This is a genomic window from Micromonospora yasonensis (assembly GCF_026013475.1).
Classification (GTDB): domain Bacteria; phylum Actinomycetota; class Actinomycetes; order Mycobacteriales; family Micromonosporaceae; genus Micromonospora; species Micromonospora yasonensis.
Genome location: NZ_JAPDPH010000005.1, coordinates 70,341 through 89,198 on the forward strand (window position 1 = coordinate 70,341; position 18,858 = coordinate 89,198).

Here is an 18,858-nt window from a genome sequence, read left to right on the forward strand (position 1 = left end):
CCACGTCGACGCCCTGATCAACCCCGGGCCACAGGCCCGGGATCGCGCTCAGCTGCCGCGGCTGCCGGCCATCTGGTCGCGCATGCTGCCGCGCTGCACCGCCCGGCTGATGTCGCTCGGCGAGATGATGCCGACCAGCCGCTGGTCGGTCACCACCAGCGCCCGGCCGTCGGCGCACCCGGTGAGCCGGGGCAGCAGGTCGTTGAGCGGTTCGTCCGGGGAGGCGAGCACCAGATCGTCGGAGCGGCAGGCCACCTCGCCCAGGGTGGTCGACTCGCGGCGATCGGCCGGGATGCCGCGTACCCGGTCGAGGGTGACCAGGCCGACCGGCCTCCCCTCCTCGGTCAGCGGCAACGCCGAATGCCGGTATGCGAAGAGGTAGTGGTCGACGAAGTCGGCCACCGTCATGTCCCCGGAGGCGGTCTGCGGCTGCGGGGTCATCACGTCGGCGACCCGTACGCCGCGCAGGGCGCTGCCCGTCCGGGCCTGCCGCTCCTCCATGCCGGCCGCGCCGATCAGGAACCAGCCGATCAGGGCCAGCCAGAGCCCGCCGACCCCCGCGCCGGACAGGAATCGCCACAGCCCGACGGCGATCAGCACGATGCCCAGCCCCCAGCCGGCACGGGCGGCCACCACGGACGCCTTGGTCCGGTCGCCGGTGTACTTCCACACCACGGCGCGCAGCAGTCGCCCGCCGTCCAGCGGCGCGGCGGGCAGCACGTTGAAGATCGCCAGAAGTACGTTGATGCCGGCCAGCCAGGACAGCGCGCCGAGCAGCAGCCCGCGCGACCCGGCCAGGGCGAGCAGCGCGGCGATGACCCCGAAGAAGATCCCGATCACCAGGCTCACCAGCGGCCCGATCCCGGCGATCCGCAGCTCGGCCCCCGGGTCCTTGGCCTCGCCCTTCAGCTCGGAGACCCCGCCGAAGAGCCACAGCGTGATCCCCTCGACGCCGATCCCGTTGCGCTGGGCGATCACCGCGTGCGAAACCTCGTGGGCGAGGAGCCCGACGAAGAAGACCACGGCGGCCGCCAGGCCGGCGAAGATGTACGCCCCGGCCGAGTGCCCCGGGTACGAACGCGGGAACAGACTGGCGGCGAGCGCCCAGGCGATCAGCCCGAAGATGACCAGGACGCTCCAGTTGACTCCGACGGGTACGCCCACGATCCGGCCAAGCCGGAAGCTCGCCCTCATGAGCCCGTCATACCCCTCTTCCGCGCACCCACACCAGGACGGACAGTCACTGTTGCCGCTGGTAGTGGTCTTCCGTGTCGGGGTCGGTATGCGGCAGGTACGCTCAGAGTATGACTCGCCGTATCACGATCAGCCTGCCCGACGACGTGGCCGCGTACGTCGAGCGCACCCAGGGCAACACGTCCGGGTTCATCGCCGGGATCCTTCGCCGCAAGATGCGGGCCGATGGCCTCCGAGCCAGGTGGGCGGAGCTGGGCTACGTGGTGACCGACGAGGACGTGGAGCGGACCAGGGAACGGGTTGCCGCCCTCCCGCCGATCAGCGACGAGCAGCATGCCCGCAATCGCGAGTGGCTTCGCCAGTTCGACGACGAGGGGACCGCTGCCGGGTGAGCGGCCTGGTCCTGGACACTTCCGCGCTTCATGCCTACGCGTCGGGGACGAGCATCGAACCAGGTGCCATCCTGACGCTCGCCGAGGAGGACCCGGAGCAGCAGGTATGGATCCCCGCCCTCTGTCTCGGCCAGGCGCAGCTCGAACTGGCGGGCACCGCAGCCGCCACCATGCTCGACCTGTTGTTCACCGAGGACCGCGACATCCACGTAGCGGTCTACGACGCTGCCACGAGCCGCCGCGTTGCCCGTATCGCCGCCCGTTCGAACGTGCCGTTGGACGTCGCGCACGCCGTCGCCACCGCCGTTCTCCACCGCTGCTATCTGGTCACCCGAGACCCGAAGATCGTATCGCCGGCGATGCCCCCTGGGCTGGAGATCCTCCACATCAGCGAGACCTGGGACTGACACCCCGTTGGTCGATGTCGCACCCTGGATAGCCTGAGTCGCCATCCCGACATGTCCACGGGCATGGATGCGGGTCGCTCCTCCGGGATAGTGGCAAAGGTGGCGACGTGGAGCGATCAGGGCGATGACCCGTACCTGTGGCTGGAGGACCTCGACGGGGTGGAAGCCGCCGGGTGGGTGCGGGACCGCAACGCCGAGACCGTCGCCGCGCTGACCGGGGGCGAGCGGTTCGTCGCCTTGCAGGCCGAGATCCGGCAGGTGCTCGACGCCGACGAGCGCATTCCCTATCCGGACTGGATCGGGGATGGCTTCTACTACAACTTCTGGCGAGACGCGGCGCACCCCCGCGGGCTCTGGCGCCGGACCACCATCGACCAGTACCGCCGACGGGAGCCGGAATGGGACGTGCTGCTGGACGTCGACGCGTTGGCTGCCGAGGAGGGCGAAAACTGGGTCTGGAGTGGGGCGAGGGTGCTGCGCCCCGGTTACCAGCGTTGCCTGATCAGGCTTTCGCGGGGCGGTGCCGATGCCGTCGTGGTCCGCGAGTTCGACCTGGGTCGTCGGTCCTTCGTCGAGGACGGCTTCACGCTTCCCGAGGCCAAGAGCGGTGTCTGCTGGATCGATGCCGATCACATCTATGTGGCCACCGACTTCGGGCCCGGTTCGCTGACCACCTCGGGGTATGCCCGCGTCGCCAAGCGATGGCAGCGGGGCACGCCACTGTCCGAGGCCGAAGTCGTCTGTGAGGGTCGTGTGGACGACATGGTCGTGTACGCCAAGCACGACCCAACGCCGGGGTTCGAGCGCGACTTCGTGGGCCGAATCCTGGACTTCTATCGCAGCGAGCACTATCTGCTGACGGCGGCGGGCGAGCGGATCCGCATCGCCGTGCCGGAAGACGCCCAGTGGGACGCATACCGGGAGTGGCTGCTGATCCGGCTGCGCTCGGCGTGGACGGTGGGTGACGCGATCTATCCCGCAGGTGTCCTGCTGGCGGCCCGGTTCGACGCGTTCCTCGCCGGCGAGCGGGAACTGACGGTGCTCTTCCGGCCCGACGGCCGCACGGCGCTCAATGGTTGGGACTGGACCAGGAACCACCTGATCCTGGCCACCCTCGCCGACGTGCGGAGCCGGCTGGAGGTGCTGACGCCGGGCGGGACGGAGTGGCGGCGGGAGCCGCTCGCCGGCGTGCCGGAGGACGATCACAGCTGGATCGTGGAGACGGACCCCGACAACGACGACGCCTGCCTGCTCGCCTCGGAGGGGTTCCTGCAGCCGGCGACGCTCCGGCTCGGACAGGTCGGCGGTGCGGTCGAGGTGCTCAAGCGGGAGCCCTCGTTCTTCGACGCCGAGGGCCTGGCGGTACGCCAGCATTTCGCCACCTCCACCGACGCGATCCGGGTGCCGTACTTCGTGGTGGGGAGCCCGGACGCGCCCGGCCCGACGCTGCTCACCGCGTACGGTGGGTACGAGATCTCCCAGACGCCGTACTACTGCGGGGTCATCGGCCGGGGTTGGCTGGCCCGGGGTGGCAGGTACGTCGTGGCGAACATCCGCGGCGGTGGGGAGTACGGCCCCGAATGGCACCGCGCCGCGATGCGGGAGAACAGGCCTCGGGCGTACGAGGACCTCGCGGCGGTGGCGGGCGACCTGGTGGCCCGGGGGATGACCACGCCGGCGCAGCTCGGCATCGAGGGCGGCAGCAACGGCGGCCTGCTCATGGGGGTGATGCTGACCCGCTACCCGGCGCTGTTCGGCGCGGTCGTCGCGCACGTGCCGGTGCTGGACATGCGGCGCTACCACCGGCTGCTGGCGGGCGCCTCGTGGATGGCCGAGTACGGCGACCCGGACAACGAGGCCGACTGGGCCTACCTGCGGGAGTACTCCCCGTACCACAACATCCGCGGCGGGGTGGCGTACCCGCCGGTCCTGCTCGTCACCTCGACCCGCGACGACCGGGTGCATCCGGGGCACGCCCGCAAGATGGCGGCCCGGCTGCGCGCGCACGGCCACGACGTGTCGTACTACGAGAACGTCGAAGGCGGGCACGGTGCCGCCGCCAACAACGAGCAGCGAGCGTTCCTCTCGGCGCTGGGGCTGGAGTTCCTCTGGCGGAAGCTGGCCGGGCGGTCGCATCAGGCCCCACCAAGCCAGGCATCGCCGGCCGACGTGGGCGAGCCGGTGGGCCGGCGAATCCTCCGGTGATCGCGCTCGCCACGGCCTACCTCGACCGAAAGACGCAGAGCCTCACCCCCCGGCACCCAGCGGTGGGGGTTGTCCGGGATATTCCCGAACAACCCCCACGAGGTGCAGACGTACTACGTGCCGAGCTTGATGATGCCCGGCAGGGCCTCTTCGGCCAGGTAGGTGTCGGTGAAGTAGTCGTAGCAGTGACCGCTGGTGTTGAGGGTGCCACCACTGAGGATGCCGCGGGCGGTGACCGTACCGTCGCTCTTGATGTTGTAGATCGGCGCGCCCGAATCACCGCCCCGGGTGCAGGTGCCGTAGCGGTATCCCTCCATGGCGTTGCGCAGGGTCGCGCCGTCGCTGTATCGCACGGTCACGTACGTGGAGACCACGCGGTAGCCGCACATCTCGCCGGTGACCTGGCCGCTGACGCAGTAGGTGTCCCCGACGTAGGAGCGCCGGCCCATCCGTCCGGTGACCGCTCGTGAGCTGGTCGACGTGGACGAGCCCTTGTAGACGCGGCCGTAAGAGGTCTGCGTCAGCTTGATGGTGGACGCGTCACCCGAGTAGTGGTTATGGCCGCTGACCATCACCGAACCGGTGGTGTTGTTCCAGTTGTCGGCCGTGACGGTGCCGAGGGTCGCGTTCCGGTTGTACGCCTTACCGTTCAGCGAGGTGCAGTGGCCGGCCGTGAGCAGGTAGTGCGCGCCCTGATGGGTCCAGGCGAAGGCGGTCGAGCATGAGCCGACCGAGGTGTAGAAGTATGCCCCGCCGTAGTACGGTGCGGTGTCGTACTGCCGCCCGAGCTTCGGTGACGGCACCGTCATACCCGGCACCAACTGGAGGGCGACCCGGTAGGCGCCGTATCGGGCGGCCAACGCCTCCCGCATTTCCTGGGTTACCGTGGCCGCCTTGATGATGACCCGGTTGTTCACCGGGTCAATCGTGGCCGTACGCAGGTTGCCCGCGCCGACCAACTGGTCCTCGCCGAGGCTGAGCACCTCGTCCTGAACGGAAGTCAGTTGGTCCATCGTGTTCGGCACCACCTCCACGATCGGCTCGATGATGACCTCGGCCTTCATCGGGGTGAAGGTTCCGCCCGTCGAGCTCGTCGTGTCGGTCGGGAGAGTGCTCTTGTCGGGATCCGTGCTGGGGGTGTCCGGGTCGTCGGTGATCGTCCCGCTTGACGTCGGCGTGACGGCCATGTCGGCCGACGCGGCGGCGAGCGTCTCGGCCGAAGCGGTCTGAGACACCGGCACCATGAGTTGGTCGTTCTCCACGTAGGGCATCGAATATTCGGTGGGGCTCGCGTACGCCCGTTCCACCGCGATGTCCAGGGCCTCGGCGTACCCGGGCCAGAGCGTTTCGTCCGTTGTCGGCTGGGTGGTCGTCACGGCTACCGCGGTGCTGGTGGCCGGCTGATCCGTGGTGATCTCAGCGTGGGCGGGCAAGGGGAGCCAAACGGCTCCAGCGACGGCCGTGAGAGTGAGGGCGAGGCAACGGCCGATAACTCTTTTCATTCGATCATGATCGTCATCCAAAGTGGACTGGTCAAGCACGACGGCTCACCCGACTTCGGCCCAGGAACATTGCCTTCGGAGCGGAGTCCCTCGACCCGGCGCTGGCGCAGCGGCGCTGTCAGGCTGATGCGGGCAGGCGGCGGCTTGGCGCCGCTGCCGTGCGCGAACCGGCCCGTTTCCCGCCAGCACACGCTCCATCAAGTAACGGCTGCGAATTGGCACGCGGCCACCGCAGGACTGATGTACGGAACCGGTGGTGTAGGTGCGCGACAGGTCAGCGGCTCAGCGTCTCGCCCTTGACGCCTGCCACGAAGGCAACCCACGCGTTCGGGCTGAAGGCCAGTACCGGGCCGCTTGGGTCCTTGCTGTCGCGTAATCCGACGACGCCGGGGAGGTTGTCGGCGACCTCGACGCAGTTGCCGCCGTTGTTGCTACGGCTCGACTTGCGCCAGACGGCGCCGGTCAGGTCAGGCACGGGAATACTCCTCTGCGACTTGCTGGATCAGACTCTTGGACCTGGACTCGTTCAGGGCGCGGCTCGCCATGTCGGCCCAGATCGTGTTGTATGCGGCGGTCTCGTGCGGCTTGTCGAGGTAGATCGCCCCCGTTGCAGCCTCCAGGTACGCCACGGGCGGCTCCACCTCCTTGCCGTTGCCGTTCATCGGGAACTCCAGGATCGAGAAGGCTCCCGCCATCGCCCCGGCGTGCAGCCCGGCGGAAAATGTCAGCACCTGGACGGTTACGTTCGGTAGCTCCGCGGCCTTCAAAATCTGGTGGAGTTGCTCAGCCATGATCGTGGCGCTGCCGACTGGACGGCGCAACACAGCTTCGTTGATTATCACGCTGAGTTGCGGAGCGGAGAACCTGGTGAGAAGTGCCTGCCGTTCGACACGAAGCTGAACAGCCCGCTGCTGCTCATCGTCGTTTCCCGTATCGATCGAGCCGCCGGGCGTCTTGAAGACCTGTTCGGCGTAGGCGCGGGTCTGAAGTAGCCCGGGAACGAGTTCGGCCTCATACTGCCGGATGCTGGATGCCGCAGCCTCCAGGCCGATGTAGAGCTGGAACCAGCGCGGCAGGCCTGAGCCAACGTAGTCATGCCACCAGTTCTTGTTCTCCCGGGTCGCGGCCGTCAGGGCGAGCAGCAGTTCGCGGTCTTCCGCCGATGCGCCGTACAGGTCGAGCATCTGCTGCACGTCGGCCTGCCGGAAGCGCACGTGCTCGGCGCCGTTCTCGATCCGGTGCAGCGTCGCTCGTGCTCGATCCAAGTGTTCGGCGGCCTGTTCCATTGTCAGCCCTGCCGCCTTACGCAGTGACTCGAACTTCCGCCCGATCTGCCGCCGCAGCATGGTCGAGCCCGTCACTGACTGTGACACTGTCCGTCCTCCGACCGTCGTGACCTGTTAACGCGTGTCCGTCCAATTGAAGCGCTGTGGTGTCTCACAATCAATAGACCCGTCACAGTTAGTGCATTCCCATAGCGAAGTCACTGCTCCGAGATTGCTTTTGCGATGTTGCAATTGCTTGCGTCCAGTGCTTCACTGCCTGTGCGGCCACTGTGGAGTTCGTGCTGCTCAGCGGCCATGTGTGCCCTGCTGTCGTACTGCTGATCGAAGGCTGCGGTGGCAGGTGCCGAGGTGGGTCCGCCGGTGCGCGGCGGGCCGACGGGCCCGCCCTTCCACAGGTCAATCTCGACGGTGAGAGGAAGGTTCCTCATGCGTGTCTTCTTCCGGCGTGCCCGGCGTCGCCAGCGGTCGGCCCTCGGGTCGACCTGCTACCGCTCGGCGGCCTACCGCCCGCTGCGTCCGTGGCAGGTGCGGGAGCGGCGGTTCCGGTCGACGCCGCTCGGGCGGCGCGGGCTCGACCCGCAGGACGTGCGGGAGTTCCTGGACCGGGTCGCGGGTGACCTGGCCGCCGTGTACGACGCGCTGGCGCAGAGCCGGCGGGAGACCGACCGGATCAAGGGCGCGCTGGGGCGCTGGCAGTCCGAGCAGACCCGCGCCCGCATGGAGTGGAGCCAGGGCCGGTGAGCGAGCGGTGGGTCATCCACCTGCCGGTGGTCGTCAACGACGTGGTCTCCGCTCAGCGGCTCGCCCGGGTGGTGGCGCACTGGATCCACGTCCTGCCGCAGACCGAACCAGGCGGCACCACCGTCTCGCCCGAGGACGACCAGAACGTACGCCACTGGGTGTTCTGTGATCGGCTCCTGCCCGGCGGCGTGCGGTGCCTGCTCCGCCCGGACCACGACGGTGAGTGCTCCCGGCGGTTCCGGCTGCGGTGAGCAGGCGTTCACCCGGCCAGGACGCGGTGCGGGCCGAGACCTGGTTCGCTGAGCGCGACGCCCTCAGCGCCCAGGGGCCTCGCTGACCACGGTCGGGGAGAACTCGTTTGCCGCCTCCACCGCCCACTCCAGCGCGAAGTCGGCCTCCTCCTCCCAGCCCGGCTCGCCGCCGACGAAGTGTGACCGGTGGGGGTTGCAGCGGAATCCGGTGAGCGCGGTCGAGCCCCGGTAGAGGTTGACGTTGGCGACAACCACCGACGGGGGCACCACGTGGTCGGCGCCGCCGGCCGTCAGCAGCAGCGGGGCGCGGTCGTCCCGTTTCTTGTGGATCTCCGTGGCCGCCTCCGGATTCAGGTTGGCGAAGGCCGCCTCGAACATGACGTGGCCGGCGCCGGGTACGGCGTACCGCTCCCAGGCGGCGTCGGACTCCTCGCGGGTCAGGGTGTTGCCGAAGGCGTACCGGAAATCGTCGGCGGTGAACGGCACGGCGCGGTGCCGGTTGGCCGGGCTGTGCAGGATGGAGAACGCGGAGCGCAGCGTGGTGAGCGGCAGCCGCAGCACGCCCTTGACCGGGGCGGGGTGCAGGGCGACCCCGGCGGCGCCGAGCCTGCGGTCGAGCAGCAGTTGGGTGATCAGGCCGCCGAACGAGTGCCCCATGATGATCGGCGGCCGGGGCAGGCCCCGGATGATCCGGGCGTAGTGGTCCGTGATGTCGGCGATCCGTTGCTTGGCGATCGGGGCCGGGTCGGCGCGTAGCTCCTCGACCTCGGCCTCCATCCCGGGCCAGGCGGGAGCGAGCACCCGGAAGCCGCGTGCCGCGTATCGGTCGACCCAGTTCTCCCAGCTGCGCGGGGTCATCCAGAGTCCGTGGATCAGCACGATCGTGTCGACTCGTCCCGTCGGTACCCCCATGGCCTGGCCTCCCCGTTCCGTGGCGTCGGACGAGTGCGCTGGTTACCCGGCCCGGCCGCGGTCACTCCCGGCGCGGAATGTGGGCGGCGACGCCCTGGACCAGCAGGTCGAGCCCGAAGTCGAAGCGGGCTTCGCCGTCGCCGGCCCGCTCGTGCAGGGGCGGGAGCACGACCGGCCCTGGTGGGCCTTTGCCATGCTGGCCGGGGCCGCCGTGGTCTTCGCGGTCTTCGCCGGGTACGAGCTGCGCCGGCAGCGTGCCGGCCGGGACCCGCTAACGGCCTCGGTCACGGGGTGTCCCACGCGGTGCGGCTCACCCTGGTCGCGGAGCTGGGGCTGCTGCTGGTCACCGTCCTCGGCGCGTTCCTGCTGCCTCGCCCTGCGACAACTCCAGCTCGGCGCGTCTGACGCCGCGCAGCGACCTGGAGCCGTCGCCCGCGAGGGAGTCGGCGGCGGGCACTGAGCGGTCCCGCCCGGGCGGCGCGTCGGCCGTCCGGGCGGGACCTGACAAATGTCATGGGCCGAAGGTGACGCACGCTCCGGGGAAGCGGACGCCCCGCACCGGAACATCGTTGTCATGACCGACACCGCACCGGCCGTCGAACTGGCCGGACTCACCAAGACCTTCGGCCCGGTGACCGCCGTCGACGGACTCAGCCTCCGGATCGAGCCGGGCGAGGTGGTCGCCTTCCTCGGCCCCAACGGCGCCGGCAAGACCACCACGGTGGACATGCTGCTCGGCCTGGCCCGCCCGGACGCCGGCACCGTCCGGCTCTTCGGTGGCACGCCGGCCGAGGCCGTCCGGCTCGGCCGGGTCGCCGCCGTGATGCAGACCGGCGGGCTGCTCAAGGACCTCACCGTCGCCGAGACGGTACGGATGACCGCGCACTTCTACGGCCAGACCCGGCCGGCGGCCGAGGTGCTGGAGCGGGCCGGCATCGCCGACATTGCCGACCGGCCGGTGGGCAAGTGCTCCGGCGGCCAGCAGCAGCGACTGCGGTTCGCCCTGGCGCTGCTGCCGGACCCGGACCTGATGGTGCTCGACGAGCCGACCACCGGAATGGACGTCGAGGGCCGGCGCGACTTCTGGCAGGCCATCCGGGCCGACGCCCGCTCCGGCCGGACCGTGCTGTTCGCCACCCACTACCTCGACGAGGCCGACGCGTACGCGGACCGGATCGTGCTGGTCCGCCAGGGTCGGGTGGTCGCCGACGGCACCACCGCCGAGATCAAGAACCTGGCCGCCGGCCGCGTGGTGCGCGCCACCCTGCCCGGCGCCGACCAGGCCGCGCTGGCCGCGCTGCCCGGCGTCCAGTCGGTCGAGGTACGCGGCGATGCGGTCCTGGTCCACACCGAGAACTCGGACGTCGTCGCCCGGCACCTGCTGACCCGGACCGACGCCCGGGACCTGGAGATCACCTCGCGCAACCTCGAGGACGCCTTCCTCGCCCTGACCACCGCCGCCTGACCGCCGACCCGCTGAGACCCGGAGCCTGAGATGACCGTCACCGCCTCGCCCACCACCGCCTCGTCCACAAGGGCCGGGGACCGCCGGCCTCCCGCCCTGGGCGGTTTCTCCACCGCCGTGCTCGGCATCGAGATCCGCCGGGTGCTGCGCAACCGCCGGACCCTGGTGTTCATCCTCATCATGCCGGCCGTCTTCTTCCTCCTCTTCGGCCTGCCGCAGCGCGGTCAGCACCTGGACAACGGCCTGCCGGTCACCGGTTGGATCATGATCAGCCTCGCCGTCTACGCGGCGATGGTCGCCACCACCAGCGCCGGGGCGGCGGTCGCCACCGAGCGGGCGCTGGGCTGGAGCCGCCAGCTGCGGCTCACCCCGCTGCGCCCCGCCGCGTACGTGGCCACGAAGGTGGCCACCGCGATGGTGCTCGGCCTGCTCGGCGTGCTGGTCGAGTTTGCCGTCGGCGCCGCCTCCGGGGTCCGGCTGCCGGCGCACGTCTGGATCGAGTCCGGGCTGACCGCGTGGCTCGGCTCCCTGGTCTTCGCCGCCCTCGGCCTGTTCGTCGGCTACCTCGCCCCGGCCGAGAACGTCGTGCAGTTCATGGGTCCGGTGCTGGCGATCCTGGCCATGTTCGGCGGCCTGTTCTTCCCGCTCGACATGCTCCCGGACGTCATGCAGCAGATCGCCAAGTTCACCCCGGTGTACGGCGTCGGCCAGCTCGCCCGGTCCCCGCTGACCGGGAGCGGGATGGACTGGGTCGCGGTCGGCAACGTCGCCGCCTGGACCGCCCTCTTCGGCCTCGCCGCCGCCCGGCTGTTCCGCCGGGACACCACCCGGGTCTGACCTGCGGCGGCGGAGGCTAGCGTGTTCGTCGTGATCCCGCCGTCGCAGCGTGACCAGCAGCCGGTGACCCATTGGCGGGTCACCGGCTGGCTGCTCGCCGCGGTCTGGCTCTTCTTCCTCAACATCCCGCTGCTCACCGCGCTGCACCAGGCCGAGGTCTGGCGGCGGGTGCTCGGCGCGGCCACCCTGGTCGCCTTCGGCGTCCTCTACGTCGCGGTCTTCCAGTGGGCGCGCGGCCGCCGGCAGGCGCACCGGGGTATCCCGCGCGGCCGGGCCTGGACCGCGCTGGCGGTGCTGCTCGGGCTCGGGCTCGCCGGCATCCCCGGCACCGACGGGAATTGGCTGACCACACTGGTCTTCGTCGCCGCGGCGGCGGTGTTCCTGCTGCCCACCCGCGAGGCGATGGTGGTGGTCATCCTCGCCGCGCTGGCCCCGCCGGTGACCGCGGCGCTGGTGCCCGCCTGGAAGTCGGAGGGCACCGTGGTCTTCGCGGTGGTGCTCGCCTCCTTCGCGATGTTCGGGGTGACCCGGCTGGCCCAGCGCAACGCCGAACTCCAGGCCGCACAGCAGGAGATCCGCCGGCTGGCGGTGGCCGAGGAGCGGGCCCGTACCGCCCGGGACCTGCACGACATCCTCGGGCACTCGCTGACCGTGGTGGCGGTGAAGGCCGAGCTGGCCGGGCGGCTGCTGGAACTGGACCCGGCCCGGGCGGCCACCGAGATCGCCGACGTGGAGCGGCTGGCCCGGCAGGCCCTCGCCGACGTGCGCGGCACCGTCGGGGCGTACCGGGGAGTGAGTCTGGCGGGGGAGCTGGCCGGCGCCCGCTCGGCGCTGGCCGCCGCGGGCATCGCCGCGGAGCTGCCGGAGACGGTGCCGTCGCTGCCGGCGGACCGGGACGAGCTGTTCGGCTGGGCGGTCCGCGAGGGGGTGACCAACGTGGTCCGGCACAGCGGGGCGCGGCGCTGCGAGATCCGGGTGGACCCGGCGGCGGTGGAGGTCCGCGACGACGGCCGGGGGCCGGCCGCGGAGCCGGGCGCGGCGGGGCACGGCCTGGTCGGGCTGCGCGAGCGGGCGCGCCGGCTGGACGCCACCGTCACCGTCGGCCGCCGGCCCGGCGGCCGGGGCTTCCTGCTCCGGGTGGCCCTGCCGGCCGGGGCCGGCGAGCGGGACGGAGGATGACCGGATGACCGAACCGATCCGGCTGCTGCTCGCCGACGACCAGGCGCTGGTCCGGGGAGCCCTGGCCGCGCTGCTGTCGCTGGAACCGGACCTGACGGTGGTCGCCGAGGTGGGCCGGGGCGACGAGGTGGTCCCGGAGGCCCGCCGCACCCGGCCCGACGTGGCCCTGCTCGACGTGGAGATGCCCGGCCTGGACGGGATCGCCGCCACCGGCGCGCTGCGGGCCGCGCTGCCCGACTGCCGGGTGCTGGTGGTGACCACCTTCGGTCGCCCCGGCTTCCTGCGCCGGGCGATGGAGGCCGGCGCGAACGGGTTCGTGGTCAAGGACACCCCGGCCCGGCAGCTCGCCGACGCGGTCCGCCGGGTGCACGCCGGGCTGCGGGTCGTCGACCCGACCCTCGCGGCGGAGACCCTGGCCACCGGGGCGAGTCCGCTGACCGAGCGGGAGACCGAGGTGCTGCGTACCGCCCGGGGCGGCGGGACGGTCGCCGAGCTGGCCGCCATGCTGCACCTGTCCGAGGGGACGGTCCGCAACCACCTCTCCTCGGCGATCGGCAAGACGGGTGCCCGCAACCGGGCCGACGCGGTCCGGCTCGCCGAGGAAAACGGCTGGCTGCTCGGCTGAGGTGAAAGGAGGGGGCCCTTGTTAACACACGTGTGTTAACAAGGGGCCCCTCCTTTCAGCGCAGCTGGTCGACCACGACGACGCTGCTGCCCGGGGGTACCTCGGCGAGGAGTTGCTGCTGCCCGCTGCGGGTCAGCCGGATGCAGCCGTTGGTGACGTTCTCGCCGAGCGTGTCGTCGTTGTGCCAGCTGTGCACGCCGATGTGCGCGCCGCGCAGCCCGGTCGGCACCGAGTCCGGGTCGTCGGGGATCGCGCCGAGGGCGAAGATGTCCACCCCGCCGTAGACCTCCTGGGGCGGGGGCGTACGGCCGAGGATGAAGGTGCGGCCGAGCGGGGTGGACTGGCCGGGCATGCCGAGGCTGACCGCCCAGGACCGGACCGCCCGGCCGTCCCGGTACCAGGTGAGCCGGTGCGGCCGGCGTTCCACCACGAGCTGGTCGCGCAGCGGGACGGTGTTCCAGCCGCCGGCCGGCAGCCAGGCGATCCGCCGGTTCGCCGAGGGGAGCAGCACGGCGGTCCAGCCGACCTGCCGGTCGACGATCGGCATGGTCAGCGGGACGTCGCTGATGGTGGGCGCGAGGAAGGCCCGGGGCCGGCCGCCCGGCGCGTCGTACGCGGCGATCCGGCGGGTCGGCGAGAGTCCCTCGGTGAGTGGCCGGGTGTCGCCCGCCCCGGGGTCGGCGGGGAAGCCGCGGGGCGCCGGGTCGTAGGTGACCACCGGCAGGTCGTCCGGGGCGGGGGCGGCGGGCGGCACGGACTCAACCGGTGTCGGGCTCGGCTCGGTCGGGGCCGGCGTGGTCGGCGCGGCGACCACCGGCACCGGCCCCGCTCCGCCGGTGAGCGTCCGCCCGACCAGCAGCGCGACCGCGAGCAGCAGCGGTACGCCGAGCGCGGCGAGCACCCAGCCGAGGGTCCACCGCGAGAAGAATCGGTCAAACAGCACAAACAGACTGTAATCGACAGGAGGCCTCGGGCCCCGCGGTATCGCGGTGCGAGGGGCCTCCGCGCCGCGGACCGGCGGGATCGGGCCGGTCCGCGGGCGGCGCGCCCGGTCGGCCGCCGGTCAGGGCAGCTTCGCGCCGATGTGGATGGCCACCGCGTCGTGCGCGTTGATGTTCGCGGCGAACCAGCCGTTGGCATCCACGGTGATCACCGGCCCGCTACACGAGCCGTTGCCGTAGTCGCCGTGGATGACGTCGCAGTAGCGGCCGGCGGGCAGGCCGGTGTAGTACGACCGGCCGGTGATCGCGAAGTCCTCGTCGTTGATGGTCAGGTAGCCCTTGCCGGCCCGGCTGAAGGCGATGTGCTGCCAGCCGTTGTCGTACCAGTTGGCGACCGCGGAGCCCTGGGTGGCGTTGTTGAAGCCGACCATGTTGGCGATCACCCGCCAGCGGTGCTCGCACTCCCAACCCGAGTAGCAGGTGGTGTTCAAGGTCTTGTTGCCGGCGTCCGAGGGCGGGCCCTGGTCCTTGTTGCTGAACGTGAAGCTCGACATCACCGCCGGCGTCCCGTACGGCCAGGCCAGCATGAACGCGTTCGCCAGCGCGTACTCGCCGCGGTCCCGGTAGGTCAGCACGCCGCCGTCGCGCTGGGTGTCGTGGTTGTCGGTGAAGACCACCGCCTGGCTGCTCGGCAGGTAGCCCCACGCCTCGCCGAAGTTCCGCAGGTACGCCAGCCGCTCGCTGTTGAACATCCGGGCCAGGTCCTTGCCGTACCGGAACTCGTGCACGTCGCCGTTGCCGGTGTACTCGGTCGGCTGGATCGGCTCGCCGGCGCCGTAGATGACCTCCTGCACGATGTACGCCGAGCGGGACAGCTTGCCCTTGATGGCGGCGATGTCGGCGGCCGGCATGTGCTTGCTGGCGTCCAGGCGGAACCCGTCCACGCCCAGCGACAGCAGGTCGTTCATGTACCCGGCGATCGTCGACCGGACGTAGTCCGACTCGGTCTTCAGGTCGGCGAGGTTGACCAGCTCGCAGTTCTGCACCTCGTACCGGTCGCCGTAGTTGACGATGTCGTTGTTGCCGTTGCGGCCGCAGTAGTGGAAGTCCGCCGAGCTGTAGATGCCGGGGTAGGTGTAGTGGCCGTAGGACGAGCCGGCCCAGCCGGTGCCGCCGTTGTCCTGGCCGGACATGTGGTTGATGACGGTGTCGACGAGGACCTTCACGCCCGCGTTGTGGCAGGTGTTCACCATCGACTGGAACTGCGCCCGGGTGCCCTTGCGGGACTCGATCCGGTAGCTGACCGGCTGGTAGGCGACCCACCAGGGGTTGCCGGTGACGTGCTCCTGCGGTGGGGACACCTGCACGAAGCCGTAGCCCTTGGGGCCGAGGGTGCTGGTGCACTCGCTGGCCACCGAGTTCCAGTTCCACTCGAAGAGCTGGACGATGACCTTCTTGCTGCCGGGGGCGGCGGCCGAGGCCGGGGATGCGGCCACCGCGATCGGGAGGAGTAGGCCGGCGGCCAGGCCGAGGGCGAGGAGGCGTCGATGCATCGGGACTCCTGAGGGTGCGGGGCGAGGGCTCAGTGCTGGTTTCTTGCAGGGCTGGCCTGAAATTTTCGGCAAGGTTACAAGCGCGTTGCAATCGCTGTCAATGCATGGAAATGCATCGCTATAACTGCGCAAGAAGTTCGGGTGCCGGCGGGCCCGCGACCGCCGGCTCCGCGCCTGCTATGACTTTCCGTGACGGCGACCAACCGCAGTCGTGCCATGAGCGTTGTGCCTCTCAGACAGTTTCATGTCTGAGAGGCACAACGCTCGCGGGTCATCTGCCCACCGGGGGACGAGACGCCGCGGTCCACGTCCCCCGTCCGAGTCGACGGATCCCCGGCGCCGCAGCGGTCAGCGGACCGGGGTGAGCCGGTCGGCGCCCAGCTTGTCGCGGAGCACCTCCGGCACCAGCACCGAGCCGTCGGCCTGCTGGAACTGCTCCAGGATCGCCGGGAAGAGCCGGCTGGTGGCCAGCGCCGAGCCGTTCAGGGTGTGCACGAACCGGGTCTGCTTGCCGCCCGGCTCCCGGTAGCGGATGGCCGCCCGGCGGGCCTGGTAGTCGCCGCCCCAGGAGACCGACGACACCTCCTTGTACTTGCCCATGCTCGGCATCCAGACCTCGACGTCGAGGGTCTTGCGCATCGCGGCGCTGGCGTCGCCGGCGGCGAGCAGGCTGGTCTGGAAGTGCAGGCCCAGCTTCCCGACCAGGCTCTCCACGTGCCCGACCATCTCCGCCAGTGCGCTGTCCGCCTGCTCGGGCAGGGTGAACTGGAAGACCTCCACCTTGTTGAACTGGTGGCCGCGCACGGTGCCGCGCTCGTCAGAGTGCGAGCCGGCCGCCTCGCGCCGGTAGCACGGGGTGTACGCGAACGCCTTCATCGGCAGCCTCGCGGTCTCCAGGATCTCGTCCTGGAACGCGCCGAGGATCGCCGTCTCCGCGGTGGGCAGCAGGAACTGGCCGCGCGGGGCGGACTGCTTGTCCAGGTGGTAGACGTCGTCGTAGAACTTGGGGAACTGGCCGGCGGCGAAGCCGGCGCTGTCCAGCAGCAGGTGCGGCGGGAGCAGGAACTCGTAGCCGGCCTGGATGTTCTGCTCGATCAGCCAGTTGACCAGCGCCCACTCCAGCCGGGCGCCCATGCCGGTGTACATCCAGAAGCCGGAGCCGCCGAGCTTGACCCCGCGCTCGTGGTCGACCAGCCCGAGCGCCTTGCTCAGCTCCACGTGGTCCCGGACCTTCTCGATGGCCGGCGGCTCGCCGAAGGTCCGGACGACCTGGTTCGCCTCCTTGCCCCCGGCCACCACGTCGTCGGCCGGCAGGTTGGGCAGCTCGCTCATGGTGGAGCGCAGCCGGGACTGCACCTCGTCCAGCTGGGACTCCAGCTCGGCGAGCTGCTTGCGCTCGGCCTCCGGCGCGACCGGCTCCGGCGTGCCGCCGGACCGCTTCGCCTCCGCGTACGCGCGCGCCTCCGCCTTGCGGCGCTGCCGCTCGGCGTCGATCTCCGTGATCAGGGCGCGACGTTCCTGGTCGAGCCGCTGGATCTCGTCCAGCGCCCGGTTGACCTCGGCGGGATCCAGGCGCTTCGCCAGCGCGGTCGCCACCGCCTCGCGATCCTTCCGGATCAACTCCATGTCGAGCATGCTGCTCCGTACGCCTCCGTCCAGGCAGTCAGGTGGGACCCCCAGATGCTACCGTCGCGGCCCCGCCCGCCCGGGACGGCCCGGACAGCCCGCCCCCGCCGGGTGCCTCCGGCGCCGGCCGGGTCAGAGGCGGACCGGCATGAGGATGGAAAAGGCGTCCGCGTCGTCCGGCCGGCGCAGCGCCAGCGGGGCGATCGGGCCGTCCAGCTCCAGCACGAGCTGGCCCCGGTCCCCGGCGTCCAGGGCGTCGAGCAGGTACTCCCGATTCACCCCCACCCGCACCGCCTCCGGGTCGGCCGCCTCGTCCGGCCCGACCAGGCGCAGCCCGCCCCGGTCGTCCAGGCCGAGCACGCTCACCTCGTGCGTCGTCCCGTCGTGGTCGCGGGTCAGCACCGGCGCGCCGTCGGCGGTGAGCGCGGTGCGCAGCGCGGCCACGTCGACCGGGATCCGGTACGCCGGCGCGCCGCTGACCTGCCCGTGCAGCAACCGGCGGTAGTCGGGGAAGTCGTACGGCAGCGCCGTGGCCGCGACCGGCCGGCCGGCGACCGACACCGACACCCGGTCCGCGGCGACGGTGAGGTGCGCCTCCGGGGTGCTCCCGTCGCCGGTGTCGAGCAGGGCGCGCAGCTCGTCGACCGCGTCCACCGGGAGCAGCGCGCGTACCGGCGGGCCGTCGACCTTCCCGCCCGCCCGGGCCACCGCGAGCCGGTGCCGGTCGGTGGCGACCAGCCGTACGCCGTCCGGTTCCACCTCCAGCAGCACGCCGGCCAGCACCGGCAGGTCGGGGTCGGTGCCGACGGCGAACCGGACGGCGTCCACGGCGGCGGCGAGGTCGGCGCGGGACAGCACGAGTCGGGTGGTCACAGGGGTCTCCTCCGGGTCGAGCAGGGTGCGGATCCGGGAGAGCTCGCGGCGGGCGTCGGCCAGGCCGTCCTCCAGCCGGCGCAGATGCGCGTCGAGCAGCCGGTGCACCACCGCCGGCTCGTGCCGGTGCCGCAGCGCCTCGGCGATCCCGGCCAGCGGCATGCCGACCCGGCGCAGCCCGGCGACCAGCCGGGCCGGGCCGACCTGGTCGTCGGTGTACCAGCGGTAGCCGGTGACCGGGTCGACCAGGGCCGGGACCAGCACGCCGGACCGGTCGTAGAACCGCAGCGCGCTGACCGTCAGCCCGCTGGCCCGGGCCAGCTCGCCGATGCTGCGCAGTTCGCTCTCCACGACGTCGGATCCTGGGCCCTCAACCCGGTCGAGGGTCAAGCCGTCGCACCCCCGTCGAGCACGCGGAACGTGATCCCCGCCCGGACCAGCCGGTCCAGCAGGGCGTCGCCCATGGCGGTCACCGTGGTGACCTGCCCGGCGGTCGGCGGCAGGTCGTCGAAGGCCAGGCAGAGGGCCGACTCGGCGAGCATCTTGGCGGTCTCGTCGTAGCCGGGGTCGCCGCCGGCCACCTCGGTGCGTACGGTCCGGCCGCCGCCGGTGCCGACGAACCGGACCCGGAACCAGGACTTCGCCCGCTGCTCGGCGCTCGGCCCCTGCCCAGAGGCGAGCCGGCCGAGCAGCCAGCGCCGGGTGGGCGGCAGCTTCACCAGCCCGACCAGGGCGGCCAGGCCGGCCCCGGCGACCACGATGGTCGGCAGCCGCCTCACCGCGGCGAAGTGGCGGTAGCGGAAGTCCGGCCCGTACTCGGGGCGGGCCGCCGCGGAACGGCGGACCACCTGCGGGTCGATGGTGGGCAG

At 71.4% G+C, this 18,858-nt stretch carries 19 protein-coding genes and 1 pseudogene; 9 read left to right on the forward strand and 11 right to left on the reverse strand.

Annotation, left to right across the window (positions count from 1 at the left end; genetic code table 11):
* Positions 1-48: 48 nt before the first annotated feature.
* A complete protein-coding gene (locus ONA70_RS02400; RefSeq protein WP_265004641.1) occupies positions 49-1,194 on the reverse strand; it encodes a site-2 protease family protein in 1,146 nt (381 codons plus the stop codon).
* 110 nt (positions 1,195-1,304) lie between these two features.
* Here ONA70_RS02400 and ONA70_RS02405 point away from each other — a divergent pair, with 110 nt between their 5' ends.
* The 3 genes from ONA70_RS02405 (at position 1,305) to ONA70_RS02415 (ending at position 4,198) form a co-directional block, all read left to right on the forward strand.
* Complete coding sequence (locus ONA70_RS02405) at positions 1,305-1,586, forward strand: hypothetical protein (RefSeq protein WP_265004642.1); 282 nt, start codon at positions 1,305-1,307, stop codon at positions 1,584-1,586.
* The gene (locus tag ONA70_RS02410; protein WP_265004643.1) at positions 1,583-1,993 is read left to right on the forward strand and encodes a PIN domain-containing protein; all 411 of its coding nucleotides are present in this window, start codon (positions 1,583-1,585) and stop codon (positions 1,991-1,993) included. Before ONA70_RS02405 ends, ONA70_RS02410 begins: the two co-directional genes overlap by 4 nt.
* 99 nt (positions 1,994-2,092) lie before the next feature.
* Positions 2,093-4,198: a prolyl oligopeptidase family serine peptidase gene (locus ONA70_RS02415; protein ID WP_265004644.1), complete on the forward strand. Its 2,106-nt coding sequence runs from the start codon at positions 2,093-2,095 to the stop codon at positions 4,196-4,198.
* 113 nt (positions 4,199-4,311) lie between these two features.
* Here ONA70_RS02415 and ONA70_RS02420 read toward each other — a convergent pair whose 3' ends face one another.
* From ONA70_RS02420 to ONA70_RS02435, 4 genes are all read right to left on the reverse strand, one after another.
* The gene (locus tag ONA70_RS02420) at positions 4,312-5,574 is read right to left on the reverse strand and encodes a S1 family peptidase (protein ID WP_265004645.1); all 1,263 of its coding nucleotides are present in this window, start codon (positions 5,572-5,574) and stop codon (positions 4,312-4,314) included.
* Positions 5,575-5,974: 400 nt separating this feature from the next.
* Positions 5,975-6,175, reverse strand: a complete 201-nt coding sequence (locus ONA70_RS02425) for a DUF397 domain-containing protein (protein WP_265004646.1) — start codon at positions 6,173-6,175, stop codon at positions 5,975-5,977.
* A complete protein-coding gene (locus ONA70_RS02430; RefSeq protein WP_265004661.1) occupies positions 6,168-7,046 on the reverse strand; it encodes a helix-turn-helix domain-containing protein in 879 nt (292 codons plus the stop codon). The genes ONA70_RS02425 and ONA70_RS02430 overlap by 8 nt, the downstream gene beginning before the upstream one ends.
* A 137-nt stretch (positions 7,047-7,183) precedes the next feature.
* The gene (locus ONA70_RS02435; RefSeq protein ID WP_265004647.1) at positions 7,184-7,414 is read right to left on the reverse strand and encodes a hypothetical protein; all 231 of its coding nucleotides are present in this window, start codon (positions 7,412-7,414) and stop codon (positions 7,184-7,186) included.
* Between ONA70_RS02435 and ONA70_RS02440 the strand changes: the two genes are divergently transcribed.
* A complete protein-coding gene (locus tag ONA70_RS02440; protein WP_265004648.1) occupies positions 7,413-7,727 on the forward strand; it encodes a DivIVA domain-containing protein in 315 nt (104 codons plus the stop codon). The two genes, ONA70_RS02435 and ONA70_RS02440, sit on opposite strands and share 2 nt — an antisense overlap.
* Positions 7,724-7,978 carry a hypothetical protein gene (locus tag ONA70_RS02445; RefSeq protein WP_265004649.1) on the forward strand — a complete coding sequence of 85 codons (255 nt, stop codon included), beginning with the start codon at positions 7,724-7,726 and terminating at the stop codon, positions 7,976-7,978. Before ONA70_RS02440 ends, ONA70_RS02445 begins: the two co-directional genes overlap by 4 nt.
* Before the next feature lie 63 nt (positions 7,979-8,041).
* Here ONA70_RS02445 and ONA70_RS02450 read toward each other — a convergent pair whose 3' ends face one another.
* On the reverse strand, positions 8,042-8,890 hold the full coding sequence (locus ONA70_RS02450) for an alpha/beta hydrolase (RefSeq protein ID WP_265004650.1): 849 nt from the start codon (positions 8,888-8,890) through the stop codon (positions 8,042-8,044).
* Between the two features lie 574 nt (positions 8,891-9,464).
* On the opposite strand from ONA70_RS02450, the gene ONA70_RS02455 reads away from it, so the two are divergent.
* Genes ONA70_RS02455 through ONA70_RS02470 form a run of 4 tightly spaced genes read left to right on the forward strand, consistent with a single transcriptional unit; the run spans position 9,465 to position 12,996 of the window.
* Complete coding sequence (locus ONA70_RS02455; RefSeq protein WP_265004651.1) at positions 9,465-10,355, forward strand: ABC transporter ATP-binding protein; 891 nt, start codon at positions 9,465-9,467, stop codon at positions 10,353-10,355.
* A 30-nt stretch (positions 10,356-10,385) separates the two neighbouring features.
* Positions 10,386-11,192, forward strand: coding sequence for an ABC transporter permease (locus ONA70_RS02460; protein ID WP_265004652.1), 807 nt, complete (start codon positions 10,386-10,388; stop codon positions 11,190-11,192).
* 21 nt (positions 11,193-11,213) lie between these two features.
* The gene (locus ONA70_RS02465) at positions 11,214-12,371 is read left to right on the forward strand and encodes a sensor histidine kinase (RefSeq protein ID WP_265004653.1); all 1,158 of its coding nucleotides are present in this window, start codon (positions 11,214-11,216) and stop codon (positions 12,369-12,371) included.
* Positions 12,372-12,375: 4 nt separating this feature from the next.
* On the forward strand, positions 12,376-12,996 hold the full coding sequence (locus tag ONA70_RS02470; protein ID WP_265004654.1) for a response regulator transcription factor: 621 nt from the start codon (positions 12,376-12,378) through the stop codon (positions 12,994-12,996).
* A 55-nt stretch (positions 12,997-13,051) separates the two neighbouring features.
* Here the strand turns inward: ONA70_RS02470 and ONA70_RS02475 are convergent, their stop codons facing one another.
* The 5 genes and pseudogenes from ONA70_RS02475 to ONA70_RS02495 form a co-directional block, all read right to left on the reverse strand.
* On the reverse strand, positions 13,052-13,939 hold the full coding sequence (locus ONA70_RS02475; RefSeq protein ID WP_265004655.1) for a L,D-transpeptidase: 888 nt from the start codon (positions 13,937-13,939) through the stop codon (positions 13,052-13,054).
* 120 nt (positions 13,940-14,059) lie between these two features.
* Entirely contained in the window at positions 14,060-15,490 is a 1,431-nt protein-coding gene (locus ONA70_RS02480) for an alpha-amylase (RefSeq protein ID WP_265004656.1), read from the reverse strand.
* Positions 15,491-15,838: 348 nt separating this feature from the next.
* Positions 15,839-17,125: a serine--tRNA ligase gene (gene serS, locus ONA70_RS02485; RefSeq protein ID WP_265004657.1), complete on the reverse strand. Its 1,287-nt coding sequence runs from the start codon at positions 17,123-17,125 to the stop codon at positions 15,839-15,841.
* A 123-nt stretch (positions 17,126-17,248) separates the two neighbouring features.
* A complete protein-coding gene (locus ONA70_RS02490) occupies positions 17,249-18,328 on the reverse strand; it encodes a DNA polymerase III subunit beta family protein (RefSeq protein WP_265004662.1) in 1,080 nt (359 codons plus the stop codon).
* 47 nt (positions 18,329-18,375) lie between these two features.
* Positions 18,376-18,858 (reverse strand): annotated as a pseudogene (locus tag ONA70_RS02495) (saccharopine dehydrogenase); the annotation flags it as partial.

Excerpts from the sequence above, each read along its gene's own strand:
- ONA70_RS02400 (WP_265004641.1), bottom strand. The coding sequence starts at position 1,194 with ATGAGGGCGAGCTTCCGGCTTGGCCGGATCGTGGGCGTACCCGTCGGA.
- ONA70_RS02405 (WP_265004642.1), top strand. The coding sequence starts at position 1,305 with ATGACTCGCCGTATCACGATCAGCCTGCCCGACGACGTGGCCGCGTAC.
- ONA70_RS02430 (WP_265004661.1), bottom strand. The coding sequence starts at position 7,046 with ATGCTGCGGCGGCAGATCGGGCGGAAGTTCGAGTCACTGCGTAAGGCG.
- ONA70_RS02440 (WP_265004648.1), top strand. The coding sequence starts at position 7,413 with ATGCGTGTCTTCTTCCGGCGTGCCCGGCGTCGCCAGCGGTCGGCCCTC.
- ONA70_RS02435 (WP_265004647.1), bottom strand. The coding sequence starts at position 7,414 with ATGAGGAACCTTCCTCTCACCGTCGAGATTGACCTGTGGAAGGGCGGG.
- ONA70_RS02450 (WP_265004650.1), bottom strand. The coding sequence starts at position 8,890 with ATGGGGGTACCGACGGGACGAGTCGACACGATCGTGCTGATCCACGGA.
- ONA70_RS02455 (WP_265004651.1), top strand. The coding sequence starts at position 9,465 with ATGACCGACACCGCACCGGCCGTCGAACTGGCCGGACTCACCAAGACC.
- ONA70_RS02460 (WP_265004652.1), top strand. The coding sequence starts at position 10,386 with ATGACCGTCACCGCCTCGCCCACCACCGCCTCGTCCACAAGGGCCGGG.
- ONA70_RS02470 (WP_265004654.1), top strand. The coding sequence starts at position 12,376 with ATGACCGAACCGATCCGGCTGCTGCTCGCCGACGACCAGGCGCTGGTC.
- ONA70_RS02480 (WP_265004656.1), bottom strand. The coding sequence starts at position 15,490 with ATGCATCGACGCCTCCTCGCCCTCGGCCTGGCCGCCGGCCTACTCCTC.
- serS (WP_265004657.1), bottom strand. The coding sequence starts at position 17,125 with ATGCTCGACATGGAGTTGATCCGGAAGGATCGCGAGGCGGTGGCGACC.